13 protein-coding genes and 2 pseudogenes are annotated in these 19,060 nt (G+C 70.4%); 8 read left to right on the top strand and 7 right to left on the bottom strand.

Annotated elements, in window-relative coordinates; genetic code table 11:
* Nucleotides 1-212: 212 nt before the first annotated feature.
* Complete coding sequence (locus GFH48_RS26595; RefSeq protein WP_153290660.1) at nucleotides 213-770, top strand: SLBB domain-containing protein; 558 nt, start codon at nucleotides 213-215, stop codon at nucleotides 768-770.
* Between the two features lie 7 nt (nucleotides 771-777).
* Here the strand turns inward: GFH48_RS26595 and GFH48_RS26600 are convergent, their stop codons facing one another.
* Genes GFH48_RS26600 through GFH48_RS26615 form a run of 4 tightly spaced genes read right to left on the bottom strand, consistent with a single transcriptional unit; the run spans nucleotide 778 to nucleotide 6,542 of the window.
* Nucleotides 778-1,236: a hypothetical protein gene (locus GFH48_RS26600; protein ID WP_194280679.1), complete on the bottom strand. Its 459-nt coding sequence runs from the start codon at nucleotides 1,234-1,236 to the stop codon at nucleotides 778-780.
* The gene (locus GFH48_RS26605) at nucleotides 1,237-3,417 is read right to left on the bottom strand and encodes a hypothetical protein (protein WP_153290661.1); all 2,181 of its coding nucleotides are present in this window, start codon (nucleotides 3,415-3,417) and stop codon (nucleotides 1,237-1,239) included.
* The gene (locus GFH48_RS26610) at nucleotides 3,414-5,117 is read right to left on the bottom strand and encodes a hypothetical protein (protein ID WP_153290662.1); all 1,704 of its coding nucleotides are present in this window, start codon (nucleotides 5,115-5,117) and stop codon (nucleotides 3,414-3,416) included. Before GFH48_RS26610 ends, GFH48_RS26605 begins: the two co-directional genes overlap by 4 nt.
* Nucleotides 5,118-6,542: a tyrosine-type recombinase/integrase gene (locus tag GFH48_RS26615; protein WP_153290663.1), complete on the bottom strand. Its 1,425-nt coding sequence runs from the start codon at nucleotides 6,540-6,542 to the stop codon at nucleotides 5,118-5,120.
* A 45-nt stretch (nucleotides 6,543-6,587) separates the two neighbouring features.
* Between GFH48_RS26615 and GFH48_RS26620 the strand changes: the two are divergent.
* The 5 genes and pseudogenes from GFH48_RS26620 to holA all read left to right on the top strand — a co-directional run.
* Nucleotides 6,588-6,749: pseudogene (locus GFH48_RS26620) on the top strand (ComEA family DNA-binding protein); the annotation flags it as partial.
* 269 nt (nucleotides 6,750-7,018) lie between these two features.
* On the top strand, nucleotides 7,019-9,550 hold the full coding sequence (locus tag GFH48_RS26625; RefSeq protein ID WP_153293122.1) for a ComEC/Rec2 family competence protein: 2,532 nt from the start codon (nucleotides 7,019-7,021) through the stop codon (nucleotides 9,548-9,550).
* A 4-nt stretch (nucleotides 9,551-9,554) separates the two neighbouring features.
* A complete protein-coding gene (locus GFH48_RS26630; RefSeq protein ID WP_153290664.1) occupies nucleotides 9,555-10,382 on the top strand; it encodes an arylamine N-acetyltransferase family protein in 828 nt (275 codons plus the stop codon).
* A gap of 295 nt (nucleotides 10,383-10,677) precedes the next feature.
* Nucleotides 10,678-10,923 (top strand): hypothetical protein, encoded by a 246-nt coding sequence (locus GFH48_RS26635; protein ID WP_153290665.1) that lies wholly within the window; start codon nucleotides 10,678-10,680, stop codon nucleotides 10,921-10,923.
* A 342-nt stretch (nucleotides 10,924-11,265) separates the two neighbouring features.
* Nucleotides 11,266-12,252: a DNA polymerase III subunit delta gene (gene holA / locus GFH48_RS26640; RefSeq protein WP_194280681.1), complete on the top strand. Its 987-nt coding sequence runs from the start codon at nucleotides 11,266-11,268 to the stop codon at nucleotides 12,250-12,252.
* A gap of 744 nt (nucleotides 12,253-12,996) precedes the next feature.
* Here holA and rpsT read toward each other — a convergent pair.
* Nucleotides 12,997-13,263 (bottom strand): 30S ribosomal protein S20, encoded by a 267-nt coding sequence (rpsT, locus tag GFH48_RS26645; RefSeq protein WP_153290667.1) that lies wholly within the window; start codon nucleotides 13,261-13,263, stop codon nucleotides 12,997-12,999.
* Nucleotides 13,264-13,487: 224 nt separating this feature from the next.
* Here rpsT and lepA point away from each other — a divergent pair, with 224 nt between their 5' ends.
* Nucleotides 13,488-15,356 (top strand): translation elongation factor 4, encoded by a 1,869-nt coding sequence (gene lepA / locus GFH48_RS26650; RefSeq protein ID WP_153290668.1) that lies wholly within the window; start codon nucleotides 13,488-13,490, stop codon nucleotides 15,354-15,356.
* 227 nt (nucleotides 15,357-15,583) lie between these two features.
* Nucleotides 15,584-17,497 (top strand): AMP-dependent synthetase/ligase, encoded by a 1,914-nt coding sequence (locus GFH48_RS26655; protein ID WP_153290669.1) that lies wholly within the window; start codon nucleotides 15,584-15,586, stop codon nucleotides 17,495-17,497.
* A 99-nt stretch (nucleotides 17,498-17,596) separates the two neighbouring features.
* Here GFH48_RS26655 and GFH48_RS26660 read toward each other — a convergent pair whose 3' ends face one another.
* Both GFH48_RS26660 and GFH48_RS26665 read right to left on the bottom strand, forming a co-directional pair.
* Nucleotides 17,597-18,181: a response regulator gene (locus tag GFH48_RS26660; RefSeq protein ID WP_153290670.1), complete on the bottom strand. Its 585-nt coding sequence runs from the start codon at nucleotides 18,179-18,181 to the stop codon at nucleotides 17,597-17,599.
* Between the two features lie 12 nt (nucleotides 18,182-18,193).
* A pseudogene (locus tag GFH48_RS26665) lies at nucleotides 18,194-19,011 on the bottom strand (response regulator); the annotation flags it as partial.
* Nucleotides 19,012-19,060 lie beyond the last annotated feature (49 nt).

The raw sequence follows: 19,060 nt of genomic DNA on the forward strand, positions 1-19,060 counted from the left end.
CTGGTGGCAGCCGAGGACGCGAGCCCCAACATCAGCAAGATCCTTGGCCAGTTCGCGCAGTAGGGCGTCGACGGCCTGATCGTCGTTCTGCTGATCCTCGACGTCACCGGCTATTCCACACTCCTGAATATCCGAACCTACCGATACCCGAAGCGGTACGGGCGATCGCTCCCTTCGGCGGACGGGAGCGGGCTGGAAGTGGCAGCGGAGCCATGGGACCCTCCCCGGCCGTGCCGGGCGGCCCGGCCGGGGAGGCGAACACCTTGGGCCCGGCCGCGACCGAGATCGTGGTGGACGTCAGCGGCAAGGTGCGCAGTCCCGGGCTCCAGCGACTGCCGGCCGGTTCGCGGGTCGAGGACGCGCTGCGGGCCGCGGGCGGGGTGCGGCCGGGGGCGAACACGGAGGGTCTCAACCGCGCACGCCTCCTCGTGGACGGCGAACAGGTCGCCGTCGGTGCTCCCGCGCCCGTGGCGGGACCGGTCACGGGCGGCGGCTCCATCGCGGGTGGTGCGGGCGGACCCGGTTCCGGGGCGGCACCATCGGCTCCGGTCTCCCTCAGCACGGCCACCGTCGACCAGCTCGACACCCTCCCCGGTGTCGGTCCGGTGCTCGCCCGGCACATCGTCGAGTACTGGATTAACGCGGCGAAGAGTGTGTCCACCTTCGGCGGTGTCTCGCTGGGAGGGGCTGCGCGGGCGTGTTCCGCGTCGAAGACGCGGAACACGCGTGTCTCGTCGGAGCCGCAGGTGAAGGTCCACTCCTGTGGGTGAACAAGGCTCACCGGTTCCGCAGAGGAACGACGCCCTGTTCCGGGACGGCGGTCGGGGAAGTACGGCTGAACGTCCCCAGCTCGCGGCGAAGCCGCTGGAGCTCGTCTTCCTTGGCTGCCAGGACCGACAGGGCCACCTGGTGACGTTCCTTGAGCTGGTTGAACTCGGTGTGGGTGCGGGCGAGTTTGTGGGTGAGCCGCTGGTTCTGGTCCCGCAGCCGGGCGATCCGGGCCTCGCGCGGGTCGGGCTGCTGGCCTGCGGCCCAGGCGGCGGCCCTGCGCTTTTCGAACTCGTCCTTGAGGTGGCCCCAGGTCCGATAGAGAGCGGCCCGGGAGACACCGGCCTCCCGCGCCAGCGTCTTGACGTCGCAGGCCCCGCCGGCCGGGATGTGTCCGGCCAGGAGCCGGTCGATGGCCGCGCGGATGCGCCGCTCGATCTGGTCGCGCTGTTCGGGGCTGTGAGCCATTCATCCGGCCTTTCCGGCTGCCTTGTCGATCTCTTCGAGGATCCGCATCGAGCGCTCGTGCTCGGCCAGGAGCCGGTCCTTCTCCCCGGCCGGAATGCGTGGGCTGGCCAGCAGGACGGTGCTGTTGTCGGCGGCGGTCTGCCAGACGGGACGGTGAACGAGGTGATGGGTGGCCTGCGGACACCGTCCGCTGTCACACATTCCGGTCAGCGGAGCCGTGGCGGACTTGGCGCCGGCGAGCTTGAGGCAGAGCGCTTTCGCGGGATCCTCGAACCAGCAGTAGTTCGCCGCAGAGAGGTGCAGGGCGGCGGCCTTCTTCTTCAGCAGGAGTTCGACCTGCCGGTCGGTGACCACCTTCGCCGGGCCGGGCTCGTGTCCCTCCAGCTCGTCCTCGACGGCTCGGAACGTGGCCAGCAGAGCGTCGGCGCCGGGGCCAGCGGGAAGCTGGCCTTCCTGGAACTGCCGGAATGCCTCGGCGGTGCGGTGCAGTTTCTCGGCCGCTTCGGCCTTCCTCCATTCCTGGTGGAAGACGGCCTGGGCCCCTCCGGGGCGGTGGGCGTATCCCTCGCTGGTCACCACGGTCAGGTGCTTGAAGTGCACTTTCGTCGCGAGGATGCCGCCGGGCCGGGCGGCCATCTCGACTGCGAGCGTGCGCCTGAGACGTCGCGGGTGGATCGCGTCCTCGGGAATCGGGGCGAGCCCCATCCGTTGTCCGGCCGACGAGCCGACCCAGCGACGCAGCCAGAGGGCGGCACCGTTGTCGAAGTTGTGGATCCGCCCGAACAGCAACTCACCCTCGGCGGCGTCGGTGAGCTTCTCGGCGAGGCCGATCGCGTGCACCACCTCGTCGACGACGACCCACTCATCTCGCTCACCGCCCCAGCGGCGGGCCTTGATGACCTTGCTCGCAATCCGGTGCCGGGCCAGGCCCGGGGCGTCTTCCTCGGTCTTGACCCGGCAGCCGACGAGAAGTTCGGTCAGCTCGCTGGCTCGCATCCCGGTCAGTGCCGAGACGGTCATCAGGCAGGCGTGGGCGGCGACGCGGGCCAGGGCGTCCGCCTGGGTCGAGGGCAGGGGAAGCGTCCAGGGGATCAACTCGCCGGTGTCCGCGCGGGGGACCTCGGCGCCGCCGCGGGCCCAGACGTATTCGTGGCCGACCTCATCGAGAGCGGTCTCCAGCAACGGCCGGGACCGCCGGAGCATGGGGGCGGAGATGTCCCAGTGCCCGCTGGGGCGAACGAGGTGTTGGAAGCTGACGTGCAGGAGCGGGTCCTGCGGGTCCCAGCCGCGGTTCAGGCGTTTGGTGATCTGCCCCGGGTCCAGTCGCGGCAGCGGCTTGTGGCCGCGGCGATGGTCATCGAGGATCTCGGCGAGTTCGTCCGGGTCGTCCATGCTCAGATAGCGGGTCCGCTTCAAGGTGTCCCACTGGGTGAGTGCGGCTCGGCGAGTCCGTCGCAGGTTGGCGATGTGTGGTCCGAGGACCTCGACCAGGTGCAGGCTCGCGGTCAGCAGCGGAGCGAGCACTTCGTCGGGCAGCGGCGACGTCTTGATCTGGACGTCGGGCCGGGCCGGTGTCCCGGTGATCTCTCTGGGCGAGCGTTCGCCCCAGGGCCGGAACCCCGCCCGGTAGCGGTCGGCGGACAACACACCCGCGTAATCGCTGATCTCCTGCATCGCGGAGACGAGCGACCGCAGGGAGTTGCCGGCCTTGGGCCGGATCACCGCTCCGGTCTTGTCGCGGATGACGCCGTAGTCCTTGATGAACGCTTCGCAATGATCCTGGGTCACCGCCGCGAGCGTTGGGACGCGCCGCTCGTGCAGCCAGTTGAACCAGAACGACAGCAGATAGAGCCGGGACCAGACGGTCCGCGGGTGCCGGGGGATGCGCCGGGCCCGGGGCAGAGCCAGCACCCGCTCGTCCCGGGTGGCGATCCAGGACAGCGCGAGTTCCTTGGCGACCACTCGCCAGAGCGGGTCGCGGATGCGGGGGAAGTCCCACGTCTTCTCGGTCGTCTTCATCTGGACCGGGGCGTCCGCCCAGCCCTCGAACGACCACACCTCGTCCTCGAAACGGGGCCGAACAGCCCCGTTCTTCCAGTTCAGCCCTGCCGTGGAGGCGATATCCGCCCCGGCGAACAGCGACCCAGAAGGCAGACCGTGATGAACAGCCGAGATCGTCACGGCGTCATCTCCTCGGCCCGCAAGGGCAGTTCCGCGTCTGTGTCGCCGACCTCCTTCCCGGCGGCCGCGACAGCGGCCGCCGGGAAGCGGGGCAGGATCTGTGAGGACAGCCGATGAGCGTAGGGCGCGAAGACCACCGCGAACTGCTCGCGCGGCATCGCCCTGAACTGCCGGGCGAAGTAAGCCTTCAGCCGCAGCAGATTCGGCAGGTGACGCGGTGCGAACACGGCGAGCGGACAGAGCAGACAAACCCAGGGCCTGGCCGGACACGGCTTGCCCTTGGGGCCGTGCAGCCCCGCCAGCTGGTCGGTGCAGGACGCCGTGAACACGTCCCTCTCACCGGCCAGCAGCTCGGCCAGAACACCGCGGTCCAGTCCCAGACGCTGTACTTCCTCCGGGAGCCGGGCGGCGGAGGCCGCCTCGTCGACGACGGCCGGAGTGCTGGCCCGTCGCAGGAGATCGCTCTGGGCGTCCGAGATGATGTCGTCGATCACGGCCTGCTGGGCGGGGGTCGCCGCCGACAGGTAGTGATCTCCCTCGACCTGCGGCGAGTGATTGGGGTCGATCGTGGCCCGCAGCGACCACTCGCGCTGACCCCGCTGGGCGATGAACGTCGTCCGCAGCCGGCGCCGGTCGACCGGAAACGGCTCTCCGTTGTCGCCCTTCAGGGCGTGCTGTTTCACCCAGGTCCGCAGCAGATACTCGCGGAACGTTCCCGCATGGGGAACCAGGTTGCGGCCCAGAACCAGCCAGACGTGGCGGGCCAGCTCGTCGGGGACGTGTCGTCTCATCAACTCGGTGTGCTCAAGCCACTGTTGCAGCAGGCCCGAAGCTCTCGGGGACAGCACCACGGACTCTTCGGAGGTGCGGCCCTTGGTGTAGGAGAGGAGCATCGCCTGGCGCCCGGTCCAGCGGACATCGTCCGTGGTCAGACCGGCCAGCCCGTCCGGGACGATGCCGGTCCAGGCAGACATCAGCAGAACGTAGGGGACCGCCTGGATGTGCGTGGGAAACAGGGTCTCCCTCTCCTTGGTGACGCTGCCGCACCGGTGCTTGAAGTTGTTCAGCGTCATGCCAAGGTGTTCGGCGACCGGGACCCGGCTGACCGGCCCGGTCCGCGTCAGCAGCCAGGCGGCGTTCGCCTTGCTCCAGCCGCCGACCGCCGGATCCTGCCCGCCTTCGGCCAGCGTGATCATCGCGCGGTGCCTCTCGCCGAGCCGGCGTACCTCTGCTTTGCAGAGGTCGATCAGTCGGTTCCACTCGTCGGGCTCGTAGGGCTTCAGCGGCCCGTTCAAGAGCGGCCGGGTGTAGTTGGTGCCGAACACCATCTGCCTCACTGGCTCCGCCAGGGTCTGATGCCGCTGGTCGAAAGACCGCAGGATCGTGCGGGTGCGGTATTCCACCAGGTATTGCGAGCGAAGCCAGAGCCCGCCGAGCAGGGGCCGGGTGAGCTCGGCGGCCGAGCCGGTGAACCCGTCGGCGGTCAGCTCACGGACCATCCGCCGCAGCGTGACCACGAAGGCCTTGAGCGTGGTCAGCTTCGCGATCGGGCCGTTGGGATGGACCGTCGCCGCGAGCCCTTCGGCGAGGTCGGCCGCCAGATCCGGGTTCGCGACCTTGCCGATGCTGACCAGCACGGGTTCCTGGCCGGGCAGCGACACCTTCAGCGACAACGGCTCACGAATCACTTCGGCGGGCATTCAGACCGCCTCCGAGAACTCGGTGTCAGCCTCGGCGAGCGCGGCCGGATCGACCTCACCACGGGTCCTTTCCCAGGCCGCCCGGTAGATGCGGTGCACGTCCAGGCGCTTCAAGTAGATCTCCGTCGTGGTCACGCTGGAATGCCCCAGCAGGTCCCGCAAGATCAGCAGCGGATCGGATTTCAGCAGGTAGAGCGCAAGCCCAGCCGCATCGCCCGTCGCCGTCGCGAGCTGGGCGGCCTGCCGGTAGTGGCCTTCCACCAGCTTCTCCAGCGTGGCCATCGCAAACGAGTGACGGCATCGGTGCGGTCCGACCTCCGGGAACCGCGGCTCGAAGCGCTCACGGATCCGGCAGGCCGTGCGACGAAACAGCGTCCCCCAGTCCACGAACGGTCGCCCGCCGTAGCTCAGGGCCAGCAACAGCGAGCCGCCCTCGGGACCGACCAGCCGAAGTCGTTCCTCCGGCGCCAGCGACGACCAGGACATCCGTCGCCCGTTGACCCGCCCGCCCCGGAAGTCCGCCTCCTCCACCACCAGCGGATTCCTCGGCGTCCAGGGACCCAGCGACAGTTCGCGCTCCAGGTCGACGTAGGCGTGCACCGCTGCCAGCGACGCGTAGTCGATCCACGTCGTGCGGAACTTCCGCCCCTTGGCGCCCAGTTCGGGAACCGCCCACGGAATCGGGACCTCGGTCGGCTCCGCCGGCAGCGGCGGAACCTCGTGAACCAGCAGGTGCGTGAACTCCCGGCTCCGCATCCCGCTGCCCAGCACCAGCTGTCCCATCGCCGCGTTCCGTCCCGGGAACCGGCCGCGGAACGTCGGATCCTCCAGGCCGTCCGGACCCAGTCCCCCCAGGCCATGACAGAACAGCTCGGCGAAGTCCGCCTCCAGGTACTGGACCTTGGTGTGCGGCTTCGGCCGACGCAACTTCGCCAGATTCCGGCCCACCTCGACCAGCCGACCGTCCACCATCCGCACCCCGACGGCCTGCGTGAACGGCACCGCTTGAGCCAGGCCCTCGGCCACCGCCCAGTCGTAGAACTGGCTGAGTGCAGTCACCTGCAACTCCCACGACGACGACTTCAGCCGCTCGTCCAGCGGCCCCGACAGCCGCCGGTCCGCGTACGTTCCCAGAGCCGCAACGAGATCCTGCCGCGAAGCGAACACCTTCAGGCTGTGCCGCCGCAGATGCGTCAGCCAGTCCCGGGCAGCGAGCGCGTACGCACGCCACGAATTCGGCGACGGCGCCCCGCTCGTCGGCAACGTACGCAGCCACGAGTTCACCGCCCGTGTGGCCCGCGGCCCGTGCTCGTCCTCGAAGAGGAAGTCGTCATCGATCAGGACCGGCATCCGCTCAGGGATCAACGGCTGACCACCGAGGCCCCAGGACTGCCAGCCCTCGGAAGAGAAGAAGTGCACCAACACAGGCCGGGACGCTAGGCCCCGGACACGACCATCACCACCTGCTAACCCCACACCGGATCAACGGAGTTGAGGCATGTGAGACACGCGAAGAAAGCAGCAATAAACCGCGCCGAGCACGGGGGCTTCCGCTCGGTCGACGAGCTCCGCGAGGTCAACGGAATCGGTGACCGCCGGTTCGCCGATCTGCGGAATCTCGTGCGGCCGTGAACGGGCCCATGACTCCCCGGACGGGGACGGCCCCCGTCCGCACCGTCCCCGAACCCCGTGCCGTGTCCGACCACCGGACCGTCCCCGACCCCTTGACTGCCTCCGTTCCCCGGACCGTCTCTGAGGTCCAGGACCTCCACCACGACCGGGACCTCCGCGACGGCCTGAGCTCTCATGAGGCCGAGACCGCCCATGAGGCCGGGGGCATCGGCGGGGCCGGGTACACGCGGGGGGCCTGGGACGCGGCCGAGGTCAGAGACCGCCGAGCCGTGCACGCGGCCTCGGGCAAGCGGCTGGGTCGGGCGCATCCCCAGGAGGAAGGACCGGCGGACCTGCGACTCGTGCCACCCGCGCTGGCGGCCTGGGCGACGGCGGCGCTGGCACTGGACGCCCCGGCCGGGTGGACCACGGGTGCGGTGGTGGGCTGCCTGGTCGTGGCCTGCGTCCTGCTCGTGACGGGACGCGGGCGCACGCACGGCACGGGCCCGCGGGGCGAACCGCGGCAGCGGGCGACCCCGTGGCGGGCGTGGCCGAGGGTTTCCGCCGCCGCCGTGCTGCTCTGTGCCGCGGCGGCCGCCGCTTCCGCGGGACTGCACGGGGCGGACGTGCGCCGTGGGCCCATCCCGTCCTTGGCGCGGCAGTTCGCCCACGTGACCGTCGAGGCGGAGGTGACCTCCGACGCACGGCTCACCCGTCCCCGGATCAAGGGGGACCACGCGGCTCCGACGGCCGTGCTGCTCGACGCCGAGGTCCGGCGGGTCACGCCGCCGGACGGTATCGGAAGAGCGGTGGAGACGCGAACACCGGTGCTGTTGATCGTCGACGCGAGGGCGCCGAAAGGCTCGTCCGGGCCGGCCGGGCGGCGGTCGTCCTGGTTGTCGCTCCTGCCGTCGACCCGGTTGCGGGTGGCAGGGCGGCTGGCGCCCGCGCAAGCCGACGGGGACCGGGTCGCGGCGGTACTGCGGGTGCGGGGGAGCGGGCCGCCGGAGGTGGTGGGGGAGCCGTCCGGACCGCAGCGCTTCGCCGGTCGGCTGCGCGAGGGGCTGCGGCAGGCGACCGGCGGACTGGAAGCGGACGCGCGGGCCCTGTTGCCGGGGCTCGTCGTGGGGGACACCGCACGGGTCACACCGGAGCTCGACGACGCGTTCAAGGCGACGGACCTCACGCATCTGCTCGCGGTCAGCGGCGGCAACCTCGCGATTCTGCTGGCCCTGTTCATCGGACCGCCCGGCCTCGCCCAGCGCGCCGAACGACGCGGCCTCGCACCCCGGCTCGGCCTTCCGCTGCGCACGACCGCGCTGCTGGGAGGCGCGGTCACGCTCGCCTTCGTGATCGTCTGTCGACCCGATCCGAGCGTGCTGCGGGCCGCGGCCTGTGGCTCGGTCACCCTGCTCGCCGTCGCGACCGGACGCCGTAGATCGCTGATCCCCGCGCTGGCCACGGCCGTGCTCCTCCTGGTGCTGTACGACCCCTGGCTGGCCCGTAGCTACGGCTTCCTGCTCTCCGTCCTTGCGACCGGCGCCCTGCTGACGCTCGCCCCGCGCTGGAGCGCGGCGCTGCGCGCGCGCCGGGTGCCACCCCGGCTGGCCGAGGCGCTGGCCGCCGCGGGAGCGGCACAGGCACTGTGCGCGCCGGTCGTCGCCGTCCTGTCGGCACGGGTGAGCCTGGTGGCGGTGCCGTGCAATCTGCTCGCGGAGTTCGCCGTCGCACCGGCCACCGTGCTGGGATTCGCGACGCTCGCCACCGCCCCGATCACCCCGGCCGTCGCCAAGGCACTCGCGTGGTGCGCGAGTTGGCCCGCCCGGTGGATCGCGGACATCGCCCGGGCCGGGGCGGCCCTGCCCGGCGGGGCGGTGGACTGGCCGGGAAGCTGGGCGGGGGCGCTGCTGCTCGCCCTGGTCACGGCGTTCGTCGTGCTCGTCGGGCGACGGCTCCTGGAGCGCCGGTGGGCGATCGGCGTGTTCCTCGTGGTGTTCCTGCTGCTCGTGGTGCGGCCGACACCGCTCACCAGGGTGATCACGGGATGGCCGCCGCCCGGCTGGCGGTTCGCGATGTGCGACGTGGGTCAGGGAGACGCCACGGTGCTGGCGGCGGGCGACGGCACCGCGGTGGTGGTGGACGCCGGACCGGACCCGGGACTGGTCGACCACTGCCTCAGCGCGCTCGGGGTCACCCGGATTCCGCTCGTCGTGCTCACGCACTTCCACGCCGACCATGTGGCGGGGCTGCCGGGGGTGTTGCGCGGTCGTTCCGTGGGGGCGATCGAGACGACGGGGTTCGAGGAGCCGCCGGAACAGGCCGAGTTCGTCCGGCGGGAGGCGGCCGCGCGGCACATCGAGGTGACACGGGCCGTGGCCGGGGAGCGACGGCGGACGGGACGTCTCGAATGGCGGGTGCTGTGGCCGGGGCCGAGCCCGCCGGGCCCTGTGCCGGACAGCCCGAACGACGCTAGTGTCGCCCTGCTCGTGCGATCGGCCGGGCTACGGATGCTACTGCTCGGGGACCTCGAACCACCGGCCCAGCGGGCGCTGTTGAGATCCCCCGACGCCGGCGAACTGGCGGACGTGGACGTGCTCAAGGTCGCCCACCACGGTTCGGCGTACCAGGATCCGGAGCTCATACGGAGGGCCGCTCCGCGGATCGCGCTGATCTCCTGCGGGCGGGACAACCCGTACGGGCATCCGGCTCCCGGCACGGTCGGGGCGCTGCGTGCGGGAGGTGCCGTGGTGCTGCGGACGGACGAGGACGGGGCTCTGGCTGTGGTCGGTGCGGGCGCGGAGCTGGGCGTGGCGAGAGACTGAGGTCATGAATTCCGCACAGGCTGATGCCTACCTCCGCCGGATCGGTGCCCAGCACCCGGCGTGGCCCACCTCCGGGGTGCTGCGTGAGCTGCACCTTCGCCATCTCAAGACGGTGCCGTTCGAGAACCTGTCGATCCATCTGGGAGAGGAGATCGTGCTGGAGGAGAAACGCCTGCTGGACAAGGTGGTGGGCGCGCGCAGGGGCGGATTCTGCTACGAACTGAACGGCCTGTTCGGGGGCTTGCTGGGGGCGTTGGGCTTCGATGTGACGCTTCTCTCGGCCCGGACGTACGGCGAGGAAGGGCGGCTCGGAATTCCCTATGACCACCTCGCGCTGCGGGTCCGGACGGTGGACGGGGGCGACTGGCTGGCGGACGTCGGCTTCGGGACGCACAGTCACTATCCGCTGGCTTTCGGGGAGCGGAGCGAACAGGCGGACCCGGGCGGCACGTTCAGGGTCGTCGAGGCGGGACCGGACGCGGCGGGGGTACGGGGAGTCGGAGGGCGGCGGGAGGCCGAGGACCTGGACGTCATCCGGAACGCCGAACCGCAGTACCGCCTGGAGGTACGGCCGCGGGTGCTCGGCGACTTCGTGGCCGGCGCCTGGTGGCACAGCACCTCACCGATGTCGCATTTCGGCCGGTCCACGGTGTGTTCGCGGGTCACGGAGGACGGAGGACGGATCACGCTCAGCGGGCGGAGCCTGACGGTGACGGCGCCGGACGGGACGAAGGAGGTGACGGAGGCGGCCACGGACGAGGAGGTACTGGCGATCTACCGGGAGCGCTTCGGGATCGAACTGGACCAGGTGCCGGAGGTGCGGAAGTCCTGATCGTTCGGTGGGGGCGATCAGCCGGGGCGGGCACGGAGGGGGGTACTCGTAGGCCGACGGGCGTTACGCGGTCGCAGTCCCGGCACAGGCGCCGGAGTCCGGCGATACGCGCCGTGCCGCGCGAACGCCGTCGCCGGGGAGAACGCGACGGCCCCGCCCGGCGATGTGACACCGCGGGTAGCCCAGTCGCCCGCCCCGCCCCGTCACGTCCGGGCGACTGAACGGACGCGCAGATCGTCGGGTGCCATGAGGGACCCGGGCGTCGGCCCCGCCGGACGTAGCGGAAAATGTCCTCGTGAGTGACGTGAGACATGTGTTGGTACTGCCCGACCGCGACGCGGCGGAAGAGGCGGCGGAGGCGGTCGGTGACCGTTTCGGGCTCGCGGAGGAACCGCAGCTCGTCAGGGACGCGCTGGCGGGTGAGGACGACGCCGAGGACGCTCAGTGGCTGGTGGTCCTGACGGATTCCGAGGAGCGGCTCGATCCGAAGGAGCTGGACGAGTTCGCGGCGGAGTGGGACGGCTGGCGCGAGGAGCCGTAGAGCCCCGCCGTGTCAGGCTCCGCTGAGGGCTGAGGGCTGAGGGCTGAGGGCTGAGGGCAGGGGCTGGCCTGAGCGGGTGGATGCGGTCGTTGCCGGTGCCGAAGGGTGCCGGAAGCGGGGCGTGTCGACATGCGGATGTGCGGGGCATGCGGGTGGTGAGCCGGTGGTGGGGTGGCCGTGACCGGACGCGCGTCGTCCGACCTCCGCGCGTTTTTCGGGGATCCAACGTGTCCTTCGGGCACGCACGCGTCGTTCGGCATCCGCGCCGTCCTGCGGTGACCCTGTCGGCCGGGCCGGGCCGGGCGGCCTTCGTTGTCAGTGGCGCGTGGGATGCTTTCGGGGATGGCCAAGAAGACCGCACAAGACGACCCTCTCGCCCCCGTCACGCTCGCCGTGGGCCAGGAGGATCTCCTGCTCGACCGTGCCGTGCGGGAGGTGGTGGCCGCCGCCAGGGCCGCCGACGCCGACACGGACGTCCGCGACCTGACCCCGGACCAGTTGCAGCCCGGCACGCTCGCCGAGCTGACGAGCCCGTCGCTCTTCTCCGAGCGCAAGGTCGTGGTCGTACGCAACGCGCAGGATCTGTCGGCCGACACCATCAAGGACGTGAAGGCGTATCTGGGCGCGCCGGCCGAGGAGATCACCCTCGTGCTGCTGCACGCGGGCGCGGCCAAGGGCAAGGGACTGCTCGACGCCGCGCGCAAGGTGGGGGCCCGGGAGGTGGCGTGCCCCAAGATGACGAAGCCGGCGGACCGGCTGGCGTTCGTGCGGAGCGAGTTCAGGGCGCTGGGGAGGTCCGCGACACCGGAAGCCTGCCAGGCGCTCGTCGACTCCATCGGGAGTGATCTGAGGGAGCTTGCGTCCGCGGTGTCCCAGCTGACCGCGGATGTCGAGGGCACGATCGACGAGGCCGTCGTCGGCCGGTACTACACCGGGCGGGCCGAGGCGTCGAGCTTCACCGTGGCCGATCGGGCCGTGGAGGGGCGGGCAGCCGAGGCGCTGGAGGCGCTGCGCTGGTCCCTGTCGACCGGGGTCGCCCCCGTCATGATCACCAGCGCGCTGGCGCAGGGCGTACGGGCGATCGGGAAGCTGTCCTCCGCGCGCGGCGGCCGGCCGGCCGATCTCGCCCGCGAGCTGGGCATGCCGCCGTGGAAGATCGACCGGGTGCGGCAGCAGATGCGAGGGTGGACGCCGGACGGGGTGGCCGTCGCCCTGCGGGCGGTCGCCGACGCGGACGCCGGGGTCAAGGGCGGCGGAGACGACCCCGAGTACGCGCTGGAGAAAGCGGTCGTGACCATCGCCCGGGCGGCTCGGTCCCGACGGGGTTAGGTCTTTTCCCGGTGATGTACGGCGGGGTGGGCCGTCGCTCCCGCTGCCCCTACCCGTCCCGTCCTTCTCGCGGAGTCCCGCCTCTGGCCCTCCCGCCATGGGCGTTCCGGTCCGGTCCCCGCCTCAGGCGTTCCGCGCGCAGCCCAGTGCAAGGGTTTCTCCGCCTCTGCACCCGACAAGGGGTGCTCCGCCCCCAGCCCCCGCCATAGGCGCTCCGCGCGTAACCCTGTGCAAGGGTTGCTGCGCCGCAGCCCGTGCCAAGAGGTTGCTGCGCCGCAGCCCCCGACAAGAGGTTGCTGCGCCCCAGGCCCCCGCCACGAGCGCCACGCGCCCCAGCCCCCCCGCCATCACCCGAAGGGCTCGTCCCGAAGGCAGGGCGGGCTGAAAAGCGGACCCTGCCGGAAGCACAGCCCTCGCCGGAAGCGCAGCCCCTACCGGAAGCGCAGCCCCCGCCGGAAGCCGGGCCCGAGCCCCGATGGAAGCCCAGTCCTCCGATGGGAGACCCTGCCCCTCCCCCCTTCCCCCCTCCCCCATTTTTCCCCGCACCTTCCCCCTGATCGCGCCCCCTGAAGGCAGAAACCCCGTCCCGCCTCCTGGGGAAGGAGGTGGGACGGGGTTTCTGGTTCAAGCCTGTGGATCCGTGCCCGCGTGGCGAACGCAGGCCGCGCACAGATCCGGGGGTGCCGGTCAGGAGCGGATGAGAGGGCCCGCTTGGTCCCTTCCGGCGGTCAAGTCGAGTAGGACTCAGCCCTTGAGGGAAACGACCTTCGAAGCAAGCGCCGACTTCTTGTTGGCGGCCTGGTTCTTGTGGATGACGCCCTTCGAGACGGCCTTGTCGAGCTGGCGCGACGCGGCGCGCGTGTACTCGGTGGCCTTCTCGACGTCACCCGCGGCAGCAGCCTCGCGGGCCTTGCGGATCGCGGTCTTCAGAGAGGACTTGACGGCCTTGTTGCGCTGCCGGGCCTTCTCGTTGGTCTTGATCCGCTTGATCTGGGACTTGATGTTCGCCACGAATGAGCCTTTACAGGTTCAGGCGCGCGAGACATCACGTCTCGCCCGCCGTTTGATTTCCTTGGGGTGTGCCTCGTGCAGAGAGGGCATGAGACACAGCCACCCAGGCTACCAGCCGCCACACGACCGGCCCAAACCGGTCGCAGCCTCCCGCCCGTGGGACCATGGAGCCTACGTATCGATCCGACCCGAGGCGACAGGCGCCTCAAGAGACAGGACCCTGCGTGCCCGCGACCCCTAACAATGTGCCCGAGCCGAGCCGTACCGACCCGGCTCTGATCCGCAATTTCTGCATCATCGCGCACATCGACCACGGCAAGTCCACGCTCGCCGACCGCATGCTCCAGCTGACCGGGGTGGTCGACCAGCGGCAGATGCGTGCTCAGTACCTCGACCGTATGGACATCGAGCGCGAGCGCGGCATCACGATCAAGTCCCAGGCGGTCCGGCTGCCCTGGGCACCGTCCGAGAACCCGGGCAAGACCCACATCCTCAACATGATCGACACCCCCGGGCACGTCGACTTCACGTACGAGGTGTCGCGGTCGCTCGCGGCCTGCGAGGGCACGGTCCTGCTGGTCGACGCGGCCCAGGGCATCGAGGCGCAGACTCTCGCCAACCTCTACCTGGCGATGGAGAACGACCTCAAGATCATCCCCGTACTGAACAAGATCGACCTGCCGGCCGCCCAGCCGGAGAAGTTCTCCGAGGAGCTCGCGAACCTCATCGGTTGCGACCCGGAGGACGTGCTGAAGGTCTCCGCCAAGACCGGCCTGGGTGTCGAGGCGCTGCTCGACAAGGTCGTCGCGGAGATCCCCGCCCCGGTCGGAGTCCAGGACGCCCCCGCCCGCGCGATGATCTTCGACTCCGTGTACGACTCGTACCGTGGTGTCGTGACGTACGTCCGTGTCATCGACGGCCAGCTCAACAAGCGTGAGCGCATCCGCATGATGTCCACCGGCGCCACCCACGAGCTGCTGGAGATCGGCGTCTCGTCCCCCGAGATGAAGGCGGCCGACGGGCTCGGTGTCGGTGAGGTGGGTTACCTCATCACCGGCGTGAAGGACGTCCGCCAGTCCAAGGTCGGTGACACGATCACCACCCTGCACAAGGGCGCCACCGAGGCGCTCGGCGGGTACAAGGACCCCCGGCCCATGGTCTTCTCGGGCCTGTATCCGCTGGACGGCTCCGACTACCCCGAGCTGCGCGACGCCCTGGACAAGCTCCAGCTCAACGACGCGGCGCTGGTGTACGAGCCGGAGACGTCCGCGGCGCTGGGCTTCGGCTTCCGTGTCGGTTTCCTCGGACTGCTGCACCTCGACGTGATCCGTGAGCGGCTGGAGCGCGAGTTCGGGCTCGACCTGATCGCGACCGCCCCGAACGTGGTCTACCGCGTCGAGATGGAGGACCGCAGCGAGCACACGGTCACCAACCCGAGCGAGTTCCCCGAGGGCAAGATCGACAAGGTGTACGAGCCGGTCGTGCGGGCGACCATCCTCGCGCCCTCGGAGTTCATCGGCGCGATCATGGAGCTGTGCCAGACCCGGCGCGGCACCCTGCTCGGCATGGACTACCTCTCCGAGGACCGGGTCGAGATCCGCTACACCCTGCCGCTCGCGGAGATCGTCTTCGACTTCTTCGACCAGTTGAAGTCCAAGACCCGCGGTTACGCCTCGCTGGACTACGAGCCCACCGGCGAGCAGGCCTCCAGCCTGGTCAAGGTCGACATCCTGCTGCACGGCGACAAGGTCGACGCCTTCTCGGCGGTCACCCACAAGGACGCGGCGTACGCGTACGGTGTCCGGCTCGTCGCCAAGCTGCGCGAGCTGATCCCGCGGCAGGCCTTCGAGGTGCCGATCCAGGCGGCCATCGGCTCCCGTGTGATCGCCCGCGAGACCATCCGCGCCATCCGCAAGGACGTCCTCGCCAAGTGCTACGGCGGTGACATCTCCCGTAAGCGGAAGCTGCTGGAGAAGCAGAAGGAGGGCAAGAAGCGGATGAAGATGGTGGGCTCTGTGGAAGTTCCGCAAGAAGCCTTCATCGCCGTGCTGTCCAGCGACGACAGCGGCGGCGCGGCCAAGGGCAAGAAGTAGCCGTCCAGGGTAGGCCGATTCGCCGATTTCAAGGGCCCGTTGCGCTTTCGCGTGGCGGGCCCTCGCGCGTGCGCACCGTCGCTCTCTGTAGGAAGTGACAGGACGCCGCCCCTTACGCACCGGCCGGACGCGCTCTACTCTGATCACTGCTCGATAGTTACTCGCGAGTTAAACAACAGCCGCAAATGAGCCAGCCAGCCGCACTGTCGCGGGCCCCGGAGGATGTCGTGAGCGACACACAGACCTTGATCGAGAACCGTCCGCCGTCCGTCGCGGCCCTCTTCCTGGAGCGCGTGGCGGCGACACCGGACGCCGAGGCCTACCGCTACCCCGTGCCGGCCGCCGCCGGGGCACCGGCCTCGCCCGAGCGGGCCGCCGCCCCCGCGGGTCAGAGCGCGGACGACTGGAAGTCGCTGAGCTGGGCGCAGGCCGCCGAGCGGGTCTTCGCCATCTCGGCCGGACTGATCGAACTGGGTGTGCAGCCGGAGCAGCGTGTCGCGCTCGCCTCCGCCACGCGGGTCGAGTGGATCCTCTGCGACCTCGGCATCATGTGCGCGGGCGCGGCCACCACGACGATCTATCCCCAGACGAACACCGAGGAGTCGGCGTTCATCCTCTCCGACTCGGAGAGCCGGGTCCTGATCGCCGAGGACGCGGCCCAGCTCGCCAAGGTGCGGCAGAAGCGCGCCGAGCTGCCCGGGCTGACGTATGTGGTCGTCATCGACCCGGCCGGCGTCGAGACCGGTGACGAGGTCCTGACCCTGGCCGAGCTGGAGACGCGCGGCGCCGCCTATCTGGAGAAGAACCCCGATCTGATCGAGGAGCGGGTCGGCGCGATCACCGCCGAACAGCTCGCCACCCTCATCTACACCTCCGGCACCACCGGCCGTCCCAAGGGGGTCCGCCTCCCGCACGACAACTGGTCGTACATGGCGAAGGCCATCGCCTCGACGGGACTGCTCGGTCCCGACGACGTGCAGTACCTCTGGCTGCCGCTCGCCCACGTCTTCGGCAAGGTGCTCACCTCCGGCCAGATCGAGGTCGGTCACGTCACCGCCGTCGACGGCCGGGTGGACAAGATCATCGAGAACCTGCCGGTGGTGCGGCCGACGTACATGGCGGCCGTCCCGCGCATCTTCGAGAAGGTCTACAACGGGGTCGCGGCCAAGGCGCGGGCCGGCGGCGGCGCCAAGTACAAGATCTTCCAGTGGGCCGCCGAGGTGTCCCGCGAGTACGCGAAGGCCGGGCAGGACAACTTCCGCCGTACCGGCACCGCCTCCGTCCCCTTCGCGCTCGCGGCCAAGCACAAGGTCGCGGACGCGCTCGTGTTCGCCAAGATCCGAGAGGCCTTCGGCGGCAGACTGCGCGCCTGTGTCTCCGGCAGCGCGGCCCTGGCCCCCGAGATCGGCTACTTCTTCGCGGGCGCCGGCATCCACATCCTGGAGGGGTACGGCCTCACGGAGTCCTCCGCCGCCTCCTTCGTGAACCCCGGGGAGGCGTATCGCACCGGCACGGTCGGCAAGCCGCTGCCCGGCACCGAGGTGCGCATCGCGGACGACGGCGAGATCCTGCTGCGCGGCCCCGGCATCATGGAGGGCTACCACGGACTGCCGGAGAAGACCGCCGAGGTGCTGGAGGCGGACGGCTGGTTCCACACGGGTGACATCGGCGAGCTGTCCCCCGACGGATACCTCCGCATCACCGACCGCAAGAAGGACCTCATCAAGACGTCCGGCGGCAAGTACATCGCGCCCGCCGAGGTCGAGGGCCAGTTCAAGGCGGTCTGCCCGTACGTCTCCAACATCCTCGTGCACGGCGCCGACCGGAACTTCTGCACCGCCCTCATCGCCCTCGACGAGCCGTCGATCCTGGAGTGGGCGAAGGAGAACGGGCTGGCGGGCAGGTCGTACGCCGATGTCGTGGCCGCCCCCGTCACCGTCGAGCTGATCGAGGGCTATGTGAAGGAGCTCAACAACGGGCTCCAGCGCTGGCAGACGATCAAGAAGTTCCGCCTGCTGCCGCGTGACCTCGACATCGAGCACGGGGAGATCACGCCGAGCCTGAAGCTGAAGCGGCCGGTCGTGGAGCGGGAGTACAAGGGGCTGATCGAGGAGATGTACGCCGGTACGCGCGAGGCGTGAGCCCGAGCGGCGCGCCCTCCGCGGCCGGACCGCTCGCCGGCCGCGGGTCCGCCGGGACCGGACAGGCTCCCCGCGTCGCTCGTGCGGCACCCGCGTCCCTCATGGGGCGCGGGTGCCGGCCCCCCTCGCCACCAGGCGTTGCAGTTCTCCCAGCTGCCTGCGCAGATCCGGCACGTCGGGTGGGTCCTCGGTCGCCAACTGGTCCTCCAGGGACGCCAGTCGGGCGCTGATCCGGGCGGCGTGGACGTGTTCCCGGGCCAGCAGGCGTTCCAGCTGCTGGTTCTTGCGGTACAGGTCCAGGAACACGGTGACCTTGGCGCGCAGCACCCAGGGGTCGAACGGCTTCGTCAGATAGTCCGCGGCGCCGGTGGCGTAACCGCGGAAGGCGTAGCCCGCGTCGGCGTCGGTGCCGGTCAGGAAGATGATGGGGACGTCCTTGGTCCGGTCGAGCCGCTTGATGGTGGCGGCGGTCTCGAAGCCGTCCATGCCGGGCATGCGGATGTCCAGGAGGACGACGGCGAAGCGCTGCCGCAGCAGCGCCCTCATCGCCTCCTCACCCGAACGCGCGCGCACCAGCGGCTCGTTGAGGGACCCCAGGACGGCCTCCAGCGCGATCAGGTTGTCCTCCATGTCGTCGACCAGGAGGATGCTGGCGCGTTCGTCGGTCGTTTCCTCAGTGCTCATGGCGACTGTGCCTCACTCGGTCGTCGGCGGGGCCGCGGCCTCCCCGGTCGTGCTCGGCCCCGGAGCAACGGATTCGGGAACACCGTCGTCCGGCGCTCCGGGTCCCGCGCCCTCCGGGTCGAGGAGGGCGCGGACGACGGTCAGCGGCCGGTCGACGTCCACCGGTTCGGGTACGTGGTCGTGGGCGCCGCGGGCGATGGACTTCTCGCGGTCTCCGGCATCGCCTTGGCGGTGAGCGCGACGACGGGCGGGCCCGTCCAGCGGGGGCTGCGGCGGATGACGGAGATCGTCTCGTGGCCGTCCGTCTCCGGCATCATGATGTCCATCAGGACGAGTTGGATGTCGGGATCGCGTTGCGGGGTCTCGATGCCCTCGCGGCCGTTCTCCGTGTACAGGACCGGCATGCCGACGCGCCCCGGCACATGGGTGAGCGCGCGGACGTTGCGGATGTCGTTGACGAGCTGGAGGAGGTCGGAGCCCGAGCGGTGACTCGTCGTCGCGAACCGCACCTCCTGGTCGGAGAGGCGGCCGTCCGGGTTGTCGGAGAGGAGACGGGCGAGGATCAGCAGGGAGTCGAGCGGCGTGCGCAGCTCGTGCGACATGTTCGCCAGGAACTCGGACCTGTACGGGGAGCTGGTGGCCAGGAGCGCCGTCTTCTCCTCCAGTTGCGCGTTGGAGCGCTGCAACTCCGCCCGCTTCGACTGAAGTTCGTCGGAGCGGTTCCGGAGTTGGACGGCCGGCCGCTGTGACTCACCGAGCAGCGACCCCGTAAGGGAGTCGGCGATGACGGTGTAGTTGATGGCGACGCCGATGATGTTCACGAACTGGTCGTCAGCCGGGAGGCCATCACGTTGACGCTCTCGGTCATTGCACGTCAAC

The organism is Streptomyces fagopyri (assembly GCF_009498275.1).
Taxonomy (GTDB): Bacteria; Actinomycetota; Actinomycetes; order Streptomycetales; family Streptomycetaceae; genus Streptomyces; species Streptomyces fagopyri.

Bases quoted from the DNA above. Each gene is read 5' to 3' on its own strand.
- GFH48_RS26610 (WP_153290662.1), bottom strand. From the start codon at position 5,117: ATGCCCGCCGAAGTGATTCGTGAGCCGTTGTCGCTGAAGGTGTCGCTG.
- GFH48_RS26660 (WP_153290670.1), bottom strand. From the start codon at position 18,181: ATGAGCACTGAGGAAACGACCGACGAACGCGCCAGCATCCTCCTGGTC.
- GFH48_RS26630 (WP_153290664.1), top strand. From the start codon at position 9,555: ATGAATTCCGCACAGGCTGATGCCTACCTCCGCCGGATCGGTGCCCAG.
- GFH48_RS26595 (WP_153290660.1), top strand. From the start codon at position 213: ATGGGACCCTCCCCGGCCGTGCCGGGCGGCCCGGCCGGGGAGGCGAAC.
- GFH48_RS26600 (WP_194280679.1), bottom strand. From the start codon at position 1,236: ATGGCTCACAGCCCCGAACAGCGCGACCAGATCGAGCGGCGCATCCGC.
- holA (WP_194280681.1), top strand. From the start codon at position 11,266: ATGGCCAAGAAGACCGCACAAGACGACCCTCTCGCCCCCGTCACGCTC.